The organism is Streptomyces sp. NPDC031479 (assembly GCF_055581065.1).
Genome location: NZ_JBVIKC010000005.1, coordinates 216,763 through 235,082 on the forward strand (window position 1 = coordinate 216,763; position 18,320 = coordinate 235,082).

The 18,320-nt window shown below is 72.2% G+C and carries 16 protein-coding genes; 4 read left to right on the forward strand and 12 right to left on the reverse strand.

Annotation, left to right across the window (positions count from 1 at the left end; all coding sequences use genetic code 11):
* Nucleotides 1-7 precede the first annotated feature (7 nt).
* The gene (locus ACZ5D2_RS08785; RefSeq protein ID WP_468928234.1) at nucleotides 8-1,735 is read right to left on the reverse strand and encodes an ankyrin repeat domain-containing protein; all 1,728 of its coding nucleotides are present in this window, start codon (nucleotides 1,733-1,735) and stop codon (nucleotides 8-10) included.
* A 214-nt stretch (nucleotides 1,736-1,949) separates the two neighbouring features.
* On the opposite strand from ACZ5D2_RS08785, the gene ACZ5D2_RS08790 reads away from it, so the two are divergent.
* The gene (locus ACZ5D2_RS08790; RefSeq protein ID WP_468928236.1) at nucleotides 1,950-2,432 is read left to right on the forward strand and encodes a hypothetical protein; all 483 of its coding nucleotides are present in this window, start codon (nucleotides 1,950-1,952) and stop codon (nucleotides 2,430-2,432) included.
* Here ACZ5D2_RS08790 and ACZ5D2_RS08795 read toward each other — a convergent pair.
* The 5 genes from ACZ5D2_RS08795 to ACZ5D2_RS08815 form a co-directional block, all read right to left on the reverse strand.
* Nucleotides 2,429-4,423 carry a hypothetical protein gene (locus ACZ5D2_RS08795; RefSeq protein WP_468928237.1) on the reverse strand — a complete coding sequence of 665 codons (1,995 nt, stop codon included), beginning with the start codon at nucleotides 4,421-4,423 and terminating at the stop codon, nucleotides 2,429-2,431. The genes ACZ5D2_RS08790 and ACZ5D2_RS08795 overlap by 4 nt on opposite strands.
* 10 nt (nucleotides 4,424-4,433) lie before the next feature.
* Nucleotides 4,434-4,772, reverse strand: a complete 339-nt coding sequence (locus ACZ5D2_RS08800; protein ID WP_468928238.1) for a helix-turn-helix domain-containing protein — start codon at nucleotides 4,770-4,772, stop codon at nucleotides 4,434-4,436.
* A gap of 3 nt (nucleotides 4,773-4,775) precedes the next feature.
* The gene (locus ACZ5D2_RS08805; RefSeq protein WP_468928241.1) at nucleotides 4,776-5,651 is read right to left on the reverse strand and encodes a tyrosine-type recombinase/integrase; all 876 of its coding nucleotides are present in this window, start codon (nucleotides 5,649-5,651) and stop codon (nucleotides 4,776-4,778) included.
* Between the two features lie 33 nt (nucleotides 5,652-5,684).
* Complete coding sequence (locus ACZ5D2_RS08810) at nucleotides 5,685-5,846, reverse strand: hypothetical protein (RefSeq protein WP_468928243.1); 162 nt, start codon at nucleotides 5,844-5,846, stop codon at nucleotides 5,685-5,687.
* 275 nt (nucleotides 5,847-6,121) lie between these two features.
* Complete coding sequence (locus tag ACZ5D2_RS08815; RefSeq protein ID WP_468928245.1) at nucleotides 6,122-7,960, reverse strand: AMP-dependent synthetase/ligase; 1,839 nt, start codon at nucleotides 7,958-7,960, stop codon at nucleotides 6,122-6,124.
* An 85-nt stretch (nucleotides 7,961-8,045) separates the two neighbouring features.
* Here ACZ5D2_RS08815 and ACZ5D2_RS08820 point away from each other — a divergent pair, with 85 nt between their 5' ends.
* Entirely contained in the window at nucleotides 8,046-8,774 is a 729-nt protein-coding gene (locus tag ACZ5D2_RS08820) for a MerR family transcriptional regulator (RefSeq protein ID WP_371675742.1), read from the forward strand.
* 10 nt (nucleotides 8,775-8,784) lie between these two features.
* A complete protein-coding gene (locus tag ACZ5D2_RS08825; RefSeq protein ID WP_371675743.1) occupies nucleotides 8,785-9,453 on the forward strand; it encodes a maltokinase N-terminal cap-like domain-containing protein in 669 nt (222 codons plus the stop codon).
* Nucleotides 9,454-9,502: 49 nt separating this feature from the next.
* Here ACZ5D2_RS08825 and ACZ5D2_RS08830 read toward each other — a convergent pair whose 3' ends face one another.
* From ACZ5D2_RS08830 to ACZ5D2_RS08855, 6 genes are all read right to left on the reverse strand, one after another.
* Nucleotides 9,503-11,674, reverse strand: coding sequence for a 3-hydroxyacyl-CoA dehydrogenase NAD-binding domain-containing protein (locus tag ACZ5D2_RS08830; RefSeq protein WP_371675744.1), 2,172 nt, complete (start codon nucleotides 11,672-11,674; stop codon nucleotides 9,503-9,505).
* Between the two features lie 194 nt (nucleotides 11,675-11,868).
* A complete protein-coding gene (locus ACZ5D2_RS08835; protein WP_371675745.1) occupies nucleotides 11,869-13,083 on the reverse strand; it encodes an acetyl-CoA C-acetyltransferase in 1,215 nt (404 codons plus the stop codon).
* Nucleotides 13,084-13,110: 27 nt separating this feature from the next.
* Nucleotides 13,111-14,253, reverse strand: coding sequence for an acyl-CoA dehydrogenase family protein (locus tag ACZ5D2_RS08840; protein ID WP_468928249.1), 1,143 nt, complete (start codon nucleotides 14,251-14,253; stop codon nucleotides 13,111-13,113).
* A 13-nt stretch (nucleotides 14,254-14,266) separates the two neighbouring features.
* Nucleotides 14,267-15,292: an LLM class F420-dependent oxidoreductase gene (locus ACZ5D2_RS08845; protein WP_468928251.1), complete on the reverse strand. Its 1,026-nt coding sequence runs from the start codon at nucleotides 15,290-15,292 to the stop codon at nucleotides 14,267-14,269.
* Nucleotides 15,292-16,449, reverse strand: a complete 1,158-nt coding sequence (locus ACZ5D2_RS08850) for a CaiB/BaiF CoA transferase family protein (RefSeq protein WP_371675749.1) — start codon at nucleotides 16,447-16,449, stop codon at nucleotides 15,292-15,294. Before ACZ5D2_RS08850 ends, ACZ5D2_RS08845 begins: the two co-directional genes overlap by 1 nt.
* Before the next feature lie 114 nt (nucleotides 16,450-16,563).
* Nucleotides 16,564-16,971: an MmcQ/YjbR family DNA-binding protein gene (locus ACZ5D2_RS08855; protein ID WP_371675750.1), complete on the reverse strand. Its 408-nt coding sequence runs from the start codon at nucleotides 16,969-16,971 to the stop codon at nucleotides 16,564-16,566.
* Nucleotides 16,972-17,077: 106 nt separating this feature from the next.
* Here ACZ5D2_RS08855 and ACZ5D2_RS08860 point away from each other — a divergent pair, with 106 nt between their 5' ends.
* Nucleotides 17,078-18,277 (forward strand): saccharopine dehydrogenase family protein, encoded by a 1,200-nt coding sequence (locus ACZ5D2_RS08860; RefSeq protein ID WP_371675751.1) that lies wholly within the window; start codon nucleotides 17,078-17,080, stop codon nucleotides 18,275-18,277.
* Nucleotides 18,278-18,320 lie beyond the last annotated feature (43 nt).

Here is an 18,320-nt window from a genome sequence, read left to right on the forward strand (position 1 = left end):
CGTGGGCTCAGTCGCGCAACGGGCTGTCCGTGGGGAGTTCCACCCAACGGCGCGGCGGGCCGAGCAGGGGGCCCGGGTCGGTGATGGGCAGGCCCGCGCGGTCGCAGGCGTAGGCGAGGGAGCCCGTCCCGTACATGTCCCCGTACGGGCCCCACTGCCAGAAGCGGTGCAGCCAGAACTCCTCCGGCGAGTCCGCCCGGGCAATGAGGCCGATCTCCTCGTGGTGCACGGCGCCGCCGTCCACGGACAGGGACCCGAACGTGCCGCCCTTCGGGTTGAAGTAGACCCCGTACGCGCGTCCGCCCGGCGACACCGCGGCCAGGACGGCGGGCGAGGCCGCCAGGTGCCCGCCCGGATGCGTCAGGAGGCAGCCGTCCGGCACCCCGCTCACCCCGAGGAACCACCCGGCCTGCGGGCCGTACGGGTCGAAGCCGTCGGGGCCCGTCCCGTACGGTCCGGGCTCCGCGTCCAGGTCCAGGACCGGGACGCGGGCCGGGTCGGCCCCCAGCCGGCGGATCACCTCCTCCTCGTCCACCCCGGCGACGAAGGCGACCGCGAGCCCCTCGGTGTGCACGCCCCGGAACACCCGGGCCTGCTCGTCGGCCGCCCGCTGCGCCGCCACCCGCTCGGGGTCCGGGCGCACCGCACCCGGCAGGTCCGCGAAGAGCGGGGCCAGCTCGGTGGTGAGCGCGAGGCTCCCGGGCGAGCGGCCCGCGACGCGGGGCGTCCAGGCGTCGGCCCCGGCCGCCAGCAGTGCCGCGGCGTTGTCGGCCCGGCCGCGGGCCACCGCCTCCCAGAGCGGCGTCCTGCCCTCCTCGTCGAGCGCGTCGACGTCCCCGGCCAGGCGGGCCAGTTCGGTGACCGACTCCTCGGCGCCCCGCCCGGCCACCCGGTGCAGCGGCCTCTCCACGGGGTCCTGCGGGTCCGCCCCGGCGGCGAGCCGGGAGCGGATCAGCTCCGGGTCACCCCAGCCGTCGTACCCCATCCCCTGCCAGTCGGCACGGCCGGCGATGGGCGCGGGCCGGAGAGCGGTGGGGTGGGGCTTGGGCTGGGGGTCCGATGGAGCCCGGGAACAGGAGGGGGCGGCTTCGGCGCCGAGGGACCCCGGGTGCTCCCCGTCCCGCACGGCGGCCTGCGGCTGGCGTCCGGGCCAGACCTCGACCACCCCGGCGGCCGCGGCCCGCAGCCTCGTGGCGTCGAAGACGGTCCGCGTCTCGGGGACGCCCTCGGCGGGCCATTCGGTCACCAGGAGCAGCTCGCCGTCCGGCGGCAGTTGCGACAGGTGCAGGTCCACCCGCTGGTGGAAGGTGCCGCCGGAACCGCCGAGCGCGGTGAGGACGGGTCTGGGCCCCGCGTCCGTGGGCGGGGGCGCCGGCCAGGCCGCCCCGTCCAGGGTGGTGACGCGGCGCCCGTCCGCCAGCAGCAGGCCGAAGCGCAGCCCGTCGGCGCCGGGCCGGGGGTGGCCCGGCCCGCGGAGGCCGTCCCGGGCGACGCGGCGCCGGAACACCTCGACCCCGATCACCAGCGACCGGGGCCACACCTCCCAGCCGGTCAGCACGATCCGGGTGTCGGGCCCGGACCCCACCACCACGGTCTGCGGGATCCGGGCCGGGACGAACCAGTCCGAGGGCGGATGGCCCTCGACCGCCGGTGGTTCGTAGGCACCGAGGTGCCATTCCTCCGGTTCGGCCGCCCGTGGCGGGTCCGGCACGATCAGCCCTTCGAAGAAGCTCATGGGCCGATCGTGGCACCCGCCACTGACAACCGGTCAGGAACCGTGCCGGCGCCCGCCCGGGGCGCCGGCACGAAACCAGCGGGTTCGCAGAATCTGGTGGTAGTCGTGGCAGGAAATCGCTGGCGGGTCGTGGGTTCTGTAGTGAGAGGCCCTCGGGTTCGTGCGCGACGCGTCGGGCAAGATGAGGCTCCAATCGGTTGGGGAGGGGGCTGGGGTGGGTTACGTATTGCAGGCGGTGATCGCAGGGGACGAGCTGCTGAGTGCCGCGGCACGGGACGTTCTGGGAGCCCGAGTGGCGCCCCTTCGGCAGGGCCTGTCGCTGATGCCGATGACGGATGAGGTCTTCGACGGCGTCACGGACGGCAGCTCCTCAGGGGATCTTGGGTTTTGGCGGCTGCCGGGTGGCTTCGATCGACTGCTCGCTCAGTGGTCGGTCTCAGGGCCGGTTGCCTATGTGGAGGCCGAGTACTTCGGTGGCGTCGGCGAGCAACGAGCCGCCGTCTGGGCTGACGGGGCACTGGTGCTGGGGCCGCTGGATGTCCCAGCGAAGAAGTGGTTCTCCCGAACAGTCAGCCCGATTTCCCAGGCCCTGGGGCGGCTGGGCGCGCGAAGGAGCCTGGGTGAGGACGAGTTCGAGGCCGTGGGGCTGGACCGCCACCGTGACAACGAAGGATGGATCTCGTCCAGCGTCCGCTAGGCCTGCGTGGGATCGATGGTGAAGCGCTCGGGATGGGCGGCGCGGACGTAGTAGATCGCGGTGTGGGAGGTGATTCCGAACAGGCGCATCAGCCGGATCGGGTCCGCGGTCTCGCGGGCCTCGTCGAGGAATCGGTCCTGTCGAAGTTGTGTGGGATTGATCCCGATCCGGTCCCGCAAGGTCTGGAAGTTGGAGGCGGTGACCGCGGGCCGGTCGACGTGCATGGCCGTGATGGGGCTGACGAACAGGTAGGGGTTGGTGCTGTGCGGCCACCGGTGGTGACGTTCGACCAGCCAGTCCTTGACGAGCCGGAGAGCGAACTCGTCCAGGCAGACCTCGTGGTCGGCCCTGTGGGGTCTGCGGATCCGCAGGCGTCCGGTCGATCGGTTGAGTTCGTCGATGCGGATTTCTGCGACCTGCTTGGGGCGGATGGCATAGACGGCGATCAGGACGAGGGCGAGTTTGTCCTTGGTGCCAGGAACATGGTCCAGGAGCCCCCTGAGCCGGTCCGAAGGGATAGCGCGGGGGACTCTGACGGGTGCCTTGAGGTGCACGTTCCGCGCTGGGTCTCGGAAGATTCGGCGCTCGCGCCGCAAGGCTCTGAAGAGCGACCGCAGCCCTGTGAAGTAGGAGTAGTTGACGGCTGCTGTCTTCGCCTCCTTCTCGGTGACTTCGTTGAGCGAGGCGAAGTGGTTCCAGGTGTCCAGGACGGCCACGACGTTGAGCATGTAGCCGCGGACCGTGTTCCAGGGCATGGGCGGGGAGGGCCGTTTGCCGTTGCCCCGGAGCACCGCCACCCAGGCCTGGAGGTCTGCCTGGAACTGCGGCGGCGCCTGCGCCGTCCAGCGATGAACGGATGCTTCGTCGGCTCCGATCGCTTGTGAGTCCAGGGCCAGAAGGCCCGTGGTCTGGAGGAACCCGGCGACATGGACGGCGTTGTAGTACGGAGTCATGCGTCCGACCGCGTAAACGTCGCGTTCGAGGATCGGGGTCTGGGTTCCGAGCCAGCCCAGCAGCACGCGCAGGGTGCGAAGGCTCTTCTTGCGGGTCGCGGAGGTCCACGACTGGGCTCGGGCGAGCTGGTCGAGTTCGTCGACGATCGCCTGTGCCGCGGGGCTGATCTTCAGCAGCCCGGGGTCCTGGAGCTTCTTCCAGTCCCGTGCCGGAACGGGGAAGAGTCCAAGCTGGGCGGGATCGACCAGGTGCTCGGGCCAGTAGCGGCGGGCCGCCCTGGCCTGCTGGGCCTGGTGGCGGCGTGCAATGTTGAGGTCGCGGCCGATCTTGTTCGTGTAGATGTCGATCTCGCCGCCGAACCAGAGCTGGTCCGGAACAGGTGCGCCGGCCAGGGACTGCTCCAACTGGACGACGCGGCAGCGCCGACAGCGTCCCAGGGACAGCGGGAGGATGCGGTGGCAGCGCCGGCACTCACCCCGCTCGTTGAACTTCCGCCAGTTCTTGCAGGCTGAGCACAGTCTCGACGTGGTGCCGGACCAGGACAGGCAGTGCTCACAGCTGACGGGAGGCTGGTGGGGGTGGAGGGCGAGATGCCAGCTGTTGGGGCGCCGGCTCAGGAGCCGCGTGCGGCGCAACAGCTCAACCACCGGCCCGCGCAGTTGCGGGAGTTGCGCGATATCCTGCTCGCGCACCAGGGTCTGGCCCGGTTCCCGGCCGGCGAGCGCGCGACGGACCATGTGAAGAGCGAGCCTTTCCCACGCATCGCTCAGCTCCCGCTCGGACGCCATCTGCGTGATCGCCGCAGAGAGAGCCGGCAGTTCCACGAAAGCGCGGTCCGCGATCCGGTGTGCGTGCTCCACGGTCAGTGTCCGGGGCGGGGCCGGCCAGGCCAGCTGGCCTGGCACCTGCACCGGGCAGACCCGTTGATCATCCCGGACGGCAGGCACCCTTGGTTCCGGTGACCACGGGCGCCAGTGGGAATGGGGAATGGGCAGCTCATCGGTGAAGCGGAAGACCACCTGGCGCCAGTGCGTCATGTCGGGGATCTCAGTTGGGCGGCAGTCCGCGCAGGCCGCAGCCGGCGCCGGGAACGGGCCGGACCGCCGGGCCGTGATCGGGCCTGGCCCCCGCCACCTGGCGTTCACCCTGCTCCCGGGAGGCGAGGTAGGACTCCGGCTCGGCCTGCATCAGGTCAGCGACCGTGCAGTCCAGCGCCGCACAGATCTTGTCCAGGTCCTCCAGCCGGACCGTGACCGGCTTGCCGCTCCACAAGGCCGCAACCTTGCTCAGGGAGGGAGTGAATCCCACCCCGGCGAGGACTGTCTGCAGCTGCGTCGGCCGCCAGATGTCGCGCTGGGCGGCGACCATCCGCAGATTCCACTTCATCGTTCATGCCTCCATGCTCAGCCGGCGCACCGCCCGGCGTGCTGACTGCAGGGCGGCCAGCTCCGGGTCCGCCTGAACGGTCGAGAGATACCCGACCGTAGTGCTGGCCCAGATACGACCAAGGACCTTCTGGACATCCCAGAGCGCCATGCCGCTCTCATAAAGATGAGTCGCCCGCGCATGCCTCAGCAGATGAGGGATCAGGCAGGTCACCGGCCCCGGAAGGTAGAGCTCGCCGGCAGTCCTGAGCGCCTTGCGGAACGCGTCGGGCTGCACCGGCATACCCACGGCGATATTCATGGCAGCCAGGGCCTGCGGCCGCCGCTCGGAAGGGAACAGCGGCGCGGCCGGGTCCGAGACGTCGTCGCTGAACAAGCCGCGGATCTCTTCGATGTACCACCACAGCAGCTCGCGTCCCTCCGCGAACAGGTAGGCCTGCCTCTCGCGCTTGCCCGACCCGCCGGCCCCCTTGCCCTGGACGACGAACCGGCCCCACTGCCCCAGCTCCCAGTGAATGTCCCCGAGACGGACCGCGCACAACTCGCTCGCACGGACTCCCGAGACATAAGCGATCTTGGCCATCACGTAGTCCCGTACGGCCACCTGGTACTTGCGCGCCGTCGGCAGCGACGCCCGCCACTTGGTGAAGCACTCCGTCAGCGCTCGTTGCGACGGCGGGATCCGCAGTCCGAAGTCACCACGGTGAACCGGCCTGTTGAAGGAATCGACCGGCGACTCGACAACCGCACCGAACCTCCGGGCGATCTCCCCGGCATAGCGCTGCTCCAGGAACGCGAAGTAGCTGTCGACCTTGACCAGCTTGCTCCGCACCGTCGAACGGGCCCGCCGACGTTGTTGCCCGGCATAGAACCGGTCCACATGCCGCGGCGTGAGCCGCCACGGCACCAGGTCCTAGAAGGAACACAGCTCCATCACCGGCCTGACCAGCTTCTCCAAGGTGGTGGGAGCCAGTCCGGCGACGTCCCGGGCCCACAGATACTCGGAGACCGTGTCCAGGTAGAAGCCCTGCTCATCGACGGCATGTGTCTGCGCGGCAGCCCGGCGCTGCAGCACCTGCACGTCCGCCAGGCCGCTGCCCCCCGGGCCGCCGGGGCCTTGCGCATCTCCGTCCTCCGGCTGCCCAGTGAGCAACGTCAGACGGCGGCGACTTCCTGAATCCCGCATAGCCCCGCAAGTTACGGGCCGAACTCGCAGAATCTGCCAGTAACTCGGGAAACTCAACACGGACGGATGACAACCGCCAAGAAGGCCCTCACCTCCCCACTTGCCCTGATCCCCGTACAAGAAGCCATGACGAACCCGCGTGGACTCCAGTTGGGCCCCGCGTGCTACCGCGGGGGCTCGGGCGGGGCCTCGTAGAGCTCCTCGATCAGGGGGCCGTACTTCTCCCGGACCACCCGTCGGCGCAGTTTCAGCGAGGGGGTCAGTTCCCCGGTCCGCGGGCCCCACTCCTCGGCGAGCAGCCGGTACCGCTTGATCTGCTCGGTGCGGTTAAGCCGGGCGTTGGCGGCGGCCACCGCGCGGGCCGTCTCCTCCAGGACGGCCGGGTGTTCGGCGAGCTCGGCCAGGGAGGCGGTCCCGATCCCCCGGGCGGCCGCCCAGGCCGGGGCCAGTTCGGGGTCCAGGACCAGGAGGGCGACCAGGTAGGAGCGGCCGTCGCCGTGGACGAGGGCCTGGCCGATCAGCGGGTGCTCCTTGACGGTGTTCTCCACCAGGGCCGGGGAGACGTTCTTGCCCGTCGAGGTGATGATCAGTTCCTTCTTGCGGTCGGTCAGCCACAGGAAGCCGTCCTCGTCGAGCCGGCCCACGTCCCCGGTGGGGAACCAGCCCTCGGCGTCGTGGGCGCTCTCGACCGTCCCGTCCGGGCGCAGATAGCCGTCGAAGACGGTGGCCCCGCGGGTGAGGATCTCCCCGTCCTCGGCGATCCTCAGCTCCAGCCCCTCGATGGGGCGGCCGACCGAGCCCAGCCGGAAGGCGTCCCGCCTGTTGACGGTGCACACGCCGGAGGTCTCGGTCAGCCCCCACGCGTCCATGATCGTGATCCCCCAGCCCGCCCAGAAGCGGACCACGTCGATCGGCATCGGCGCGGTGGCGCTGGCCGTCCACACGAGCCGGTCCAGTCCGGCCATCCGGAGCAACGGGTCCAGCACCCGCTCCTTCGCCTCGGCGTACGAGGCTTCGAGCGCGGCCGGCACCTCCTCGCCGCGCTCCCGGTGGCCGGCCCTGGCGCGCGCCAGGGCGCCGGCCCCCTCGATGGCCCGCTGCTGCTCGTCGGGCAGCCCGGCCAGGACGGCCTTGACGCCGGCGGCGAGCTTCTCCCAGACCCGGGGGACCCCGAAGAACTGCACGGGGTGGCGTTCGCGGACCGCGGCGGCCACGGCGGTGGGGTCGGCGACGAGCCGGACGTGGGCCGCCCGCAGCAGCGGCAGGTAGATGCCGAGGATCCGTTCGGCGATGTGCGCGAAGGGCAGGTAGCAGAGGTGCTCGGCGTGTTCGGGCAGGTCCGTGTCGCGGTCGAGCCGCACCGACTGGAGCATGATGTTGCGATGGGTCAGCCGCACGCCCTTGGGGTCGCCGGTGGTGCCCGAGGTGTAGACCACCGTCAGCGGGTCCTCGGGGCGGGTCTCGCGCCAGCCCTTCTCGAAGGCGTCGGCCCGGTGCAGCCGGGTGCCGCTCGCCCGCACGGACGCGTACGCGGTGTGTGGGCCCGTCTCGGCGGCCTCGGCCACCACCAGCCGCTCCAGGGGCGCCGTGGGGTCCCTCAGCAGCGGCTCCCAGCGGGGCAGCTCGCCGGCGCCCTCGACGACCGCCACCCGGGCCCGGCTGTGGCGCGCTATGTGGGCGATCTGCTCGGGCGCCGAGGTTCCGTAGACGGTGACGGGGACGGCGCCGAGGTGGACGAGCGCCAGGTCGCTGAGCCAGTGTTCGGGCCGGTTGCCCATCATCAGCAGGACGTGTTCGCCGCGCTCGACGCCGAGGGCCGCGTAGCCCGCGGCGAGGACGGCGACCTCGTGGCGGACCTCGCTCCAGGTGAGGGTGCGCCAGTCGGCGGCCCCCTCGCGCCAGGAGAGGGCGGGCAGCTCGCCGTGTTCGGCGGCGTTGCGGACCAGCAGGGCGGGCAGGGTGAGCTCTTCGGGTCGTCCGGGCAGTCGCAGGTTCGTGGTCATGGGCAGCTCCTGGCCGTTTCACATCGTTGGTGCGACAGCAATACTGTTGAACCCAAGCTGTGGAGCAGAGAGCGAGGAGCGGACGATGGCCGACCGGGCGACCGAGCCGATGCTCACCGTGGACGAACTGGCGTCCCGGGCCGGTGTCACCGTCCGCACGGTACGGTTCTACAGCACGCGCGGGCTTTTGCCCCCTCCCGTGATCGGCCCCCGTCGGGTGGGCCACTACGGACCGGAGCACCTGTCGCGGCTGGCGCTCATCGAGGAACTCCAGCACCAGGGCATGACCCTGTCGGCGATCCAGCGCTACCTGGACGCCCTCCCCGACGACCTGAGCGCGCACGATCTGGCCATCCACCGGGCGCTGGTGGCCACCTGGGCCCCGGACGCGGCGCGGGAGTTCTCGCGGGCGGAGCTGGAGAAGCGGGCCGGGCGGAGCCTGTCGGACACCGACCTGGGCAGGCTCGCCGCGATGAACGTGCTCGCGGAGGCGGGCGAGGGGTTCCGGGTGGACGTGGGGCTGTTGCGGCTCGGGGTCGCGCTGCTGGACGTGCCGATCGCGCACGGAACGATCCTCGCGGCCCGTACGGTGCTGATGGAGCACGCGCGAACTGCGGCGCACGAACTGACCGCCCTGTTCCGGGACGAGGTGTGGGGACCGTTCACCGAGGGCGAGAGCGATCCGGAGCGGGTGGAGTCGATGAAGGCGCTGTCGGCGCACATGCAGCCGATGGTGGTGCAGGCCCTGGTGACGGCGTTCCAGCGCTCCCTGAAGGCGGAATTGCGGGCGGCGTTCGCCCCGGAGGGAGGGTAGGTTCGCGGCCATGGCAGTCATCCACCGCACCACGCTGACCCCGACCAAGCTCGAACTCCTCGCCGACTGGCTCCCCTTGAGGCCCTGGTACCGGGGCACCGGGGACGTCTCACGGCTCGCCCGCGCGGGCGGGTTCCGCCTCGACGACCCCGAGGGCGAGGTGGGCGTCGAGTTCATGGTCGTCACCGACGCCTCCGGGGACGGGCCGGTCGCCTACCTGGTCCCGCTCACCTACCGCGGGATGCCGCTGGACGGCGCCGGGGACGGTCTGGTCGGCACGCTCGAACACGGGGTGCTGGGCAAGCGCTGGGTCTACGACGGCGCCCACGACCTCGTCCTGGTCGAACAGTTGCTGGCACTGCTGGCGGGCCACGCTGCGGCGCAGGCTCAGAGCGAGAGCGACACCCCCGACCCGACGGTGGAGGTCCTGGCCGGGCGGACGGGCGTGCCGGCGCCGCTGGCCGGGCCGGGCAAGATCACCGATACCGCCGACTCCACCGTCATCGGGGTGGGACGGGCGGGCGAACCGGGTCCTCTCTTCGACCTCACGCTGTCCCGGGTGCTGCGTCCCGGCTCCGCCGCCGACGGGGTCCTCGGCCAGGTACTGGCCGGCTGGACCGCGCCGGACGGCTCCGCCGCGCGCGGGGTGTTCGCGTTCCTGAGCGACGCCGGCCGCTGAGCCGCGGGGCATCCCGGGCCCGCTCACGGGCGGGCCCGGGACGGCCCGGTCAGTCGCTGTACGTCTCGCCCCGCTCGGCCTTGGCCACGAGGGAGGCGGGCGGGGTGAAGCGCTCGCCGTAGCTGGCGGCCAGCTCGCGGGCGCGGGCGACGAAGCCCGCCGGGCCGCCCTCGTAGCCGTTGATGTACTGGATCACGCCGCCGGTCCAGGCCGGGAAGCCGATGCCCATGATGGAGCCGATGTTGGCGTCGGCGATCGAGGTGAGCACGCCCTCGTCGAGGCAGCGGACGGTGTCCAGCGCCTCGGCGAAGAGCATCCGCTCCTTCATGTCCTCGAAGGGGATGCTGGCGTCCGGCTTGGCGAAGTGCTCGCGCAGGCCGGGCCAGATCCGGGTCCGCCGGCCCGACTCGTCGTACTCGTAGAAGCCGCCGCCGCCGCTGCGGCCGGGGCGGCCGAACTCGTCCACCATCCGGTCGATGACGGTGTCGGCGGGGTGTTCGGTCCAGGTGCGGCCCTCGGCCTCGAAGGCCTTGCGGGTCTCGTTGCGGATCTTGCGCGGCAGGGTGAGGGTGAGCTCGTCCATCAGCGAGAGCACCTTGGCCGGGTACCCGGCCTGGGCGGCGGCCTGCTCGACGGAGGCGGGCTCCACGCCCTCGCCGACCATGGCCACGCCCTCGTTGATGAACTGGCCGATGACGCGCGAGGTGAAGAAGCCGCGCGAGTCGTTGACCACGATCGGGGTCTTGTTGATCTGACGGACCAGGTCGAAGGCGCGGGCGATGGCCTCGTCGCCGGTGCGCTCGCCCTTGATGATCTCGACGAGGGGCATCTTGTCGACGGGCGAGAAGAAGTGCAGGCCGATGAAGTCGGCGGGACGCTTCACGCCCTCCGCGAGCCCGGAGATCGGCAGGGTGGAGGTGTTGGAGCAGAGCAGCGCGTCGGGGGCGATGACGTCCTGGACCTCCTGGAACACCCTGTGCTTGAGGGCGGTGTCCTCGAAGACGGCCTCGATGACGGCGTCGCAGCCCGCCAGGTCGGCGGCGTCGGCGGTCGGGGTGATCCGGGCCAGCAGCTCGGCCCGCTTGGCCTCGGTGGTGCGGCCCCGGGAGAGCGCCTTGTCGAGGAGCTTCTCGGAGTACGCCTTGCCCTTGGCGGCGGCCTCGGCGGTGACGTCCTTGAGGACCACCTCGATGCCCGCGCGGGCGCAGGAGTAGGCGATGCCCGCGCCCATCATGCCGGCGCCGAGGACGGCGACCCGGTTGACCTTGCGGGGCTCGACGCCCTGCGGGCGGCTGCGGCCGGCGTTGACGGCCTGGAGGTCGAAGAAGAACGCCTGGATCATGTTCTTGGCGGTCTGGCCGGTGACCAGCTCGGTGAAGTACCGTGCCTCGATGGTCAGCGCGGTCTCGAAGTCCACCTGCGCGCCTTCGACGGCGCAGGCCAGGATGTTGCGGGGCGCCGGGTACGGGGCACCGTTCAGCTGCTTCTTGAGGTTGGCCGGGAAGGCCGGGAGGTTGGCGGCGAAGCGCGGGTTGGACGGGGTGCCGCCGGGGATCTTGTAGCCGGGTACGTCCCACGGCTGCTTCGACTCGGGGTTGGCGTCGATGAAGGCGCGGGCCTTGGCGAGCATCTCCTCGGGGGTGGCGGCCAGCTCGTGCACGAGGCCGTTGTCGAGGGCGCGCTGCGGGGTGTACTGGGTGCCCTGGAGCAGGACCTTGAGCAGGGCGTCGGCGATGCCCATCAGGCGGACGGTACGGGTGACGCCGCCGCCGGCCGGGAGCAGGCCGAGGGTGACCTCGGGCAGGCCGATCTTGGAGCCGGGCGCGTCGAGGGCGATCCGGTGGTGGGAGGCGAGGCAGATCTCGTAACCGCCGCCGAGGGCGGCGCCGTTGATCGCGGCGACCACGGGCACGCCGAGGGTCTCGATGCGGCGCAGCGAGCGCTTGATGGCGGTGCCGGTCTCGAAGGCGAGGCCCGCGTCCTCTGGGCGCAGCCGGATCATGTCCTTGAGGTCGCCGCCGGCGAAGAAGGTCTTCTTCGCGGAGGTGTAGACGATGCCCCGGATGGAGTCCTTCTCGGCCTCGGCGCGGTCGGCGATCGCCGCGATGGAGTCCTTGAAGGCCTGGTTCATGGTGTTGGCGGACTGGTCCGGGTCGTCGAGGACCAGCGTGACGATGCCGGTCTCGTCCTGTTCCCAGCGGATGGTGCGGGTCTCGGTCATGGGGTGGGTCTCTCCGTGGAAGTCTGGTTCGGCGGGGCCGGGCGGAAGGGGCCGGGCCCGGAGGAGGCCGGGAGGGTCCGGCTCGGGCGCACCGCGCGGCGGTCGGGCCCGGTGGCCGGGCCTTCGCCGCGCCGTGCTGCTGGGTCGTCCGGTTCGGATCCCGGCGGCGCGGGCGGGGCGGGATCCGGGAGGGACTAGAGGCGTTCGACGATGGTGGCGACGCCCATGCCGCCGCCGACGCAGAGGGTGACGAGCCCGTAGCGCTTGTCCTGGCGCTCCAGTTCGTCGACGACGGTGCCGAGGATCATGGCACCGGTGGCGCCGAGCGGGTGGCCGAGCGCGATGGCGCCGCCGTTGACGTTGACCTTGTCGAGGGACAGGCCCATGTCCTTGACGAAGCGCAGCACGACGCCGGCGAAGGCCTCGTTGATCTCGACGAGGTCGATGTCGTCGATGGTGAGCCCGGCCTTGGCGAGGGCCTTGCGGGTGGCCGGGGCCGGGCCGGTGAGCATGATGGTGGGCTCGGATCCGGAGACGGCCGCCGAGACGATCCGGGCGCGCGGGCGCAGGCCGTGGCGTTCGCCGGCCTCGCGGGACCCGATGGCGACGAGGGAGGCGCCGTCGACGATGCCGGAGGAGTTGCCCGCGTGGTGGACGTGGTCGATCTTCTCCACCCAGTGGTACTTCTGCAGCGCGACGGCGTCGAAGCCGCCGAGGTCGCCGATGTCGGCGAAGGAGGGCTTCAGCTTGGCGAGGGTGTCGGCGGTGGTTCCCGGGCGGACGAACTCGTCGTGGTCCAGGACCACGAGGCCGTTGCGGTCGGTGACCGGCACGACCGACCCGGCGAAGCGGCCGTCCTTGATGGCCGTCGCGGCGCGCTCCTGGGAGAGGGCGGCGTACTCGTCGACGTCCCGGCGGGAGAAGCCCTCGATGGTGGCGATCAGGTCGGCGCCGATGCCCTGCGGGACGAAGTTGACGTCCCAGTTCGTCATCGGGTCGTTGAACCAGGCGCCGCCGTCGGAGGCCATCGGGACCCGGGACATGGACTCCACGCCGCCCGCGAGGACCAGGTCCTCCCAGCCGGAGCGGACCTTGGCGGCGGCCAGGTTGACGGCTTCCAGGCCGGAGGCACAGAAGCGGTTCTCCTGGACGCCCGCCACGGTGTCCGGGAGGCCGGCGGCGATGGCCGCGACGCGTGCGATGTCGGAGCCCTGGTCGCCGACGGGGCCGACGACGCCGAGCACGATGTCGTCGATGCCGGCGGGGTCCAGGCCGGGGTTGCGCTCGCGCAGGGCGTGGATGAGGCCGACGACCAGGTCGATCGGCTTGGTGCCGTGCAGGGCGCCGTTGGCCTTGCCGCGTCCGCGCGGCGTGCGGATCGCGTCGTACACGTACGCTTCGGTGCTCACTGGTCAAGCCTTTCTGAAGGTCCGGCGTCAGCCGAGGAGGGAGCGGCCGATGATCTCTTTCATGATCTCGGTCGTGCCGCCGTAGATGGTCTGGATGCGGCCGTCGGTGAAGGCACGGGCGACCCGGTATTCGCTCATGTAGCCGTACCCGCCGTGCAGTTGCAGGCAACGGTCGGCGACGCGCTTCTGGAGTTCCGTGGCCCACCACTTGGCCATCGAGGCGTGGACGTGGTCCAGTTCGCCGTTCGCGTGGTCGGTGATGCAGCGGTCGAGGAAGGCCCGGGTGACCGCGCACTCGGTGGCCATCTCCGCTATCTCGAAGCGGATGTGCTGGAGCTTGGCGAGGGGCCTGCCGAAGGCCTCGCGCTCCTTCACGTACTGCGTGGTGATCTCCACCAGGTGTTCGGCGGCGGCGATCGCGGCCATCGCGATGCCCATGCGCTCCTGCGCGAGGTTGGTCATCAGGTGGACGAAGGCGCCGTTCTGCTCGCCGAGCAGGTTCTCCTTGGGGACGCGCACGTCGTGGAAGAAGAGTTCGGCGGTGTCCTGCGCCTTCTGGCCGATCTTGTCGAGGTTGCGGCCGCGCTCGAAACCCTCCGTGCCGCGCTCGACGACCAGCAGGGACAGGCCGTGGGCCCCGCCCTCGGGGGTGGTCTTGGCGACCACGATCACCAGGTCGGCGAGGATGCCGTTGGAGATGAAGGTCTTGGAGCCGTTGAGCAGCCAGTGGTCGCCCCGGTCCTCGGCGGTGGTGCGGATCCCCTGGAGGTCGCTGCCCGCGCCCGGCTCGGTCATCGCGATCGCGGTGATGGTCTCGCCGGAGCAGAAGCCGGGGAGCCAGCGCCCCTTCTGCTCCTCGGTCGCCAGCGAGGTGAGGTAGGGGCCGATGATGTCGTTGTGCAGGCCGATGGCGAGGCCGGGGGCCCCGGCCCGGGTGAACTCCTCGGCGATCACGGCCGCGTAGCGGAAGTCGGGGTTGCCGCCGCCCCCGTACTCCTCGGGCACGGCGAGGCCGAGGAGGCCCTGGCGGCCCGCGGCCCGCCAGGCCTCGCGGCTGACGATGCCGTCCTTCTCCCACTGGTCGTAGTGCGGCAGCACCTCCTTGTTCAGGAAGGTGCGGACGGTCTCGCGGAACGCCTCGTGGTCGGCGTCGAAGATACGGCGTTGCATCGGTCCGGTCCCCCTAGAGCCAGCTCTTGACGGTTTCGATCAGCCGGGCCGGCTCGGGGCCGACGGGCGTGACGTTGAGCATGGTGACGCCCGCCTCCCGGAACGCCTCGACGCGCTCGCGCACGTAGCCCTCGGGCCCGCACAGGGTCATGAGCTCGCAGAACTCGTCCGGGACGGCGGCAGCGGCGTCGCGCTTGCGTCCGGCGAGGTAGAGCTCCTGGATCCTGCGGGCCTCCTCGCCGTACCCGTAGGCGACGGCGAGGTCGTTGTAGAAGTTCTTTCCGGGCGCGCCCATGCCGCCGACGTACAGGGCGATCTGCGGGCGCGCGAGGTCCCGCGCGGCGGCCGCGTCCTCGCCGATGGCCAGCAGGCCGCCCGCCACCGTCTGGAGCGGACCCAGTTCCGGCGGCCTCCTGGCCGTCCCCTCGGCGAGCGGGCCGCCCCACACCGCGGCGGCCTTCTCCGGGATGAAGAGGGTGGGCAGCCAGCCGTCCGCGATCTCGGCGGTCATCCGCACGTTGGCCGGGCCGAGCGAGGCGATGTAGACGGGAACGGCGGAGCGCACCGGCCGGGTGAGGATCTTCAGGGGTTTGCCGAGCCCGCTGCCCATCGACGCCGGCAGCGGCATGTCGGTGATGCCGTGGTGGTCGATCGTCTCGCGGCGCCACACGCGCCGGCACAGCTCGACGGTCTCCCGGGTCCGGCCGAGCGGCCTGTCGTACGGCTTCCCGTGCCAGCCCTCGACCACCTGCGGCCCGGAGGCGCCGAGGCCGAGCAGCGCCCGGCCGCCGGAGACCGCGTCCAGTCCGGCGGCGGTCTGGGCGATGAGCGCCGGGGTGCGGGAGTACACGTTGAGGATGGCCGAGCCGATCTTCATCCGCTCGGTGCGGGCCGCCAGGTACCCCATGATGGTCGGGGAGTCGAAGCCCCAGGCCTCGGCCACCCACACGGCGTCGAGCCCGGCGGCCTCCAGCGCCACGGCCTCGTCGGCGGCCTTGCGGGGATCGCCCGCGTAGTCGAGCAGCATGGACAGTTCCATCAGGCGTCCTCGCCCTTCCCGGTTCCGGTTTCCGTCGCTGTTCCCGTCAGGCCCGGCACGTCCCAGTCCCGGGCCACCGCCGCGGTGTCGGCGCCCGGCAGGGCGGGGCCCGCGGTGACGGCCGCCGGGGTCGCGGAGAACCGGGGCGCGGGGGCGGGCTGGGTGATCCCGCCGAAGTCGGTGAAGGTGGCGCGGGCGGCGAGGTGCGGGTGGTGCGGCGCCTCGCGCAGGGAGAGCACGGGGGCCACGCAGGCGTCGGTGCCCTCGAAGACCTCGGTCCACTCGGCGCGGGTACGGGTCCTGAAGCGGGCGGCGACGGCCTCGCGCAGCGCGCCCCAGCGGGCCGGGTCCTTGCGGGCGTCGGCCTGGTCCCCGATGCCGAGGAGTTCCACGAAGGTGTCGTAGAACTGCTGCTCCAGCGCGCCGACCGCCATGTAGCGGCCGTCGGAGGTCTCGTAGGTGCCGTAGAAGGGGCAGCCGCCGTCGAGGAGGTTGGCTCCGCGCCGGTCCTGCCAGCCGCCGGCCGCGACCATCCCGTGGATCATGGCGGTGAGGTGCGCGGTGCCGTCGACGATCGCGGCGTCCACCACCTGGCCGGTGCCGCCGGGGGTGCGGGCGTGCTGGAGGGCGGCGAGGACGCCGATGACGAGGTAGAGGGAGCCGCCCGCGTAGTCGCCGACCAGGTTGGCGGGTACCGCCGGGGGCCCGTCCGGGTCGCCGATCATGCCGAGGGCGCCGGTGACGGCGATGTACGCGATGTCGTGCCCGGCGGCGTGGGCGAGCGGGCCCTCCTGGCCCCACCCGGTCATCCGGCCGTAGACCAGCTTCGGGTTGCGGGCGTGGCAGTCGGCCGGGCCGACGCCGAGCCGCTCGGCGACCCCGGGGCGGAAGCCCTCGATCAGTACGTCGGCCCGTTCGACCAGCTCCAGCACGCGGGCGGGGCCGTCGGCGGACTTGAGGTCGAGCACGACGGAGCGCTTGCCCCGGTTGGTGATGTCGTAGGCCGGGTCGATGCCCAGGGCGCCGCCGCCGGGCCGGTCCACGCGCACCACGTCCGCGCCGAGGTCGGCGAGGACCATCGCGGCGAACGGCCCCGGTCCGATGCCGGCCAGTTCGACGACGCGTACTCCCGCGAGCGGGCCTGCTGTCACTGCCATCGAGCCCCCAGCATCCTGGTGTGCGCGTCCGCGGCGCCTGCGCATACGTGTGACACAACTGATGTAACACCAGCGATGCTAGGAACGTGTTCCACGCAGCACAAGAGCAAGCGCTTAGTCGATTTCCCGTGTGGCCGGTTCCGGGCTCCGGGCGTCCAGTTCCCTGACGTGCCGCTTGAGGGCGACGGTCCGGTAGCTCTCCTCCACCCATTCGCACAGCACCTCGGCCGACGGGGCCCCCTTCTCCCCCAGCGGTACGGACACCCAGCCCGCCCTGCCGAGCCCGTACCCGGTGGGCGCCGCCCCGGGAGCGGTCATCGCGTGCCCGTGCAGGGCCTCGTCCTTCAGCTTCACGGAGAGGCCGGGCGGCCCGGGGCCGTCAGCGTTCCCCAGGAAGACGAAGATCTTCTTGTTGACCTTCACCACACCGTCCTCGGGCCCCCAGGGATGCTCCTCCACCGCCTCGGGCAGCCCTAGGGCAAACGCGCGCACCTTCTCCCACTTGCGCACCGCAGCCTTCATCGACGCTCCTCCTCACCGCCGGTCACACCGGCCCGTCACCCGCTCGCACGGGCGGCCGACCCCCACGCTAGCCTCAGCCACCGATACCAGCTGGGAGGAGCGGTTCATGAACGAGCACGTCCGGCGGAGCCGACCGCAACGGGCCTACGACATCGTCCTCTTCGGCGCCACCGGGTTCGTCGGGGCACTGACGGCCGAGTACCTCGCGCTGCACGCCCCGGCCGGTCTGCGGTGGGCGCTGGCCGGCCGCGACCTCGGCAAGCTGGAACGGCTGCGCGAACGGCTGGCCGCCCTCGACCCGGCGTGCGCCCGCCTGCCGCTGGTGCGGGCCGACGCCGCCGACACCGGCGCCCTGCGCGAACTCGCCGCCTCCACCGCGGTGCTGGCCACCACGGTGGGCCCGTACATCTGGTACGGGGCCGGGCTGGTCGCGGCCTGCGCCGAGGAGGGCACCGACTACGTGGACCTCACCGGGGAGCCGGAGTTCGTCGACCGGATGTACGTCGCGCACGACGCGCGGGCCCGGGAGACGGGGGCGCGCCTGGTGCACGCCTGCGGGTTCGACTCGATCCCGGCCGACCTGGGGGCGTACTTCACGGTGCGCCGGCTGCCCGCCGGGGTGCCCCTGCGGGTGGACGGCTTCGTCCGCTCCAACGCGCTGTTCTCCGGCGGTACGCTCGCTTCCGCCCTGACCGCGCTGGGGCGGGGCCCGCAGACCCTGGCCGCCGCGCGCGCCCGCGGACTGCACCAGCCGCGGCTGCCGGACCGCCGGGTACGGGGTCCCGTGGGCGCCCCGCGCTTCAGCCGGGAGACCGGGACCTGGGCCCTGCCGCTGCCCACCCTGGACCCGGCCGTCGTGGCCCGGTCGGCGGCGGCCCTGGAGCGGTACGGGCCGGACTTCCGCTACCGGCACTACGCCTCCGTGCGCCACCTCCCGGTCGCCATCGGCGGGACGGCGGCCATGGGCGCGACGGTGGCCCTGGCGCAGGTCCCGGCCGCCCGGCGGTGGCTGATGGGCCGCTGGGAGCCGGGCAGCGGGCCCGACGCGCAGCGCCGCGCTCGCAGCTGGTTCACGCTCCGGTTCGTCGGCGGGGGCGGCGGGCGGCGGGTCTTCACCGAGGTGTCTGGCGGGGACCCCGGCTACGGGGAGACCGCCAAGATGCTGGCCGAGTCCGCGCTCTGCCTGGCCCAGGACGCCCTGCCGGAGCGGGCCGGCCAGCTCACCACGGCGGTGGCGATGGGCGACGCCCTGCTGGACCGGCTCCAGAAGGCGGGGATCCGCTTCCGGGTGGCCGACGCGCGCTGACGCACCGTCCGGCCCCGGCCCCGGCCCCGGCCCGGCCCCGGCC

Excerpts from the sequence above, each read along its gene's own strand:
- ACZ5D2_RS08785 (WP_468928234.1), bottom strand. The coding sequence starts at position 1,735 with ATGAGCTTCTTCGAAGGGCTGATCGTGCCGGACCCGCCACGGGCGGCC.
- ACZ5D2_RS08795 (WP_468928237.1), bottom strand. The coding sequence starts at position 4,423 with ATGACGCACTGGCGCCAGGTGGTCTTCCGCTTCACCGATGAGCTGCCC.
- ACZ5D2_RS08800 (WP_468928238.1), bottom strand. The coding sequence starts at position 4,772 with ATGAAGTGGAATCTGCGGATGGTCGCCGCCCAGCGCGACATCTGGCGG.
- ACZ5D2_RS08815 (WP_468928245.1), bottom strand. The coding sequence starts at position 7,960 with ATGACCACGAACCTGCGACTGCCCGGACGACCCGAAGAGCTCACCCTG.
- ACZ5D2_RS08820 (WP_371675742.1), top strand. The coding sequence starts at position 8,046 with ATGGCCGACCGGGCGACCGAGCCGATGCTCACCGTGGACGAACTGGCG.
- ACZ5D2_RS08825 (WP_371675743.1), top strand. The coding sequence starts at position 8,785 with ATGGCAGTCATCCACCGCACCACGCTGACCCCGACCAAGCTCGAACTC.
- ACZ5D2_RS08830 (WP_371675744.1), bottom strand. The coding sequence starts at position 11,674 with ATGACCGAGACCCGCACCATCCGCTGGGAACAGGACGAGACCGGCATC.
- ACZ5D2_RS08840 (WP_468928249.1), bottom strand. The coding sequence starts at position 14,253 with ATGCAACGCCGTATCTTCGACGCCGACCACGAGGCGTTCCGCGAGACC.
- ACZ5D2_RS08845 (WP_468928251.1), bottom strand. The coding sequence starts at position 15,292 with ATGGAACTGTCCATGCTGCTCGACTACGCGGGCGATCCCCGCAAGGCC.
- ACZ5D2_RS08850 (WP_371675749.1), bottom strand. The coding sequence starts at position 16,449 with ATGGCAGTGACAGCAGGCCCGCTCGCGGGAGTACGCGTCGTCGAACTG.
- ACZ5D2_RS08855 (WP_371675750.1), bottom strand. The coding sequence starts at position 16,971 with ATGAAGGCTGCGGTGCGCAAGTGGGAGAAGGTGCGCGCGTTTGCCCTA.
- ACZ5D2_RS08860 (WP_371675751.1), top strand. The coding sequence starts at position 17,078 with ATGAACGAGCACGTCCGGCGGAGCCGACCGCAACGGGCCTACGACATC.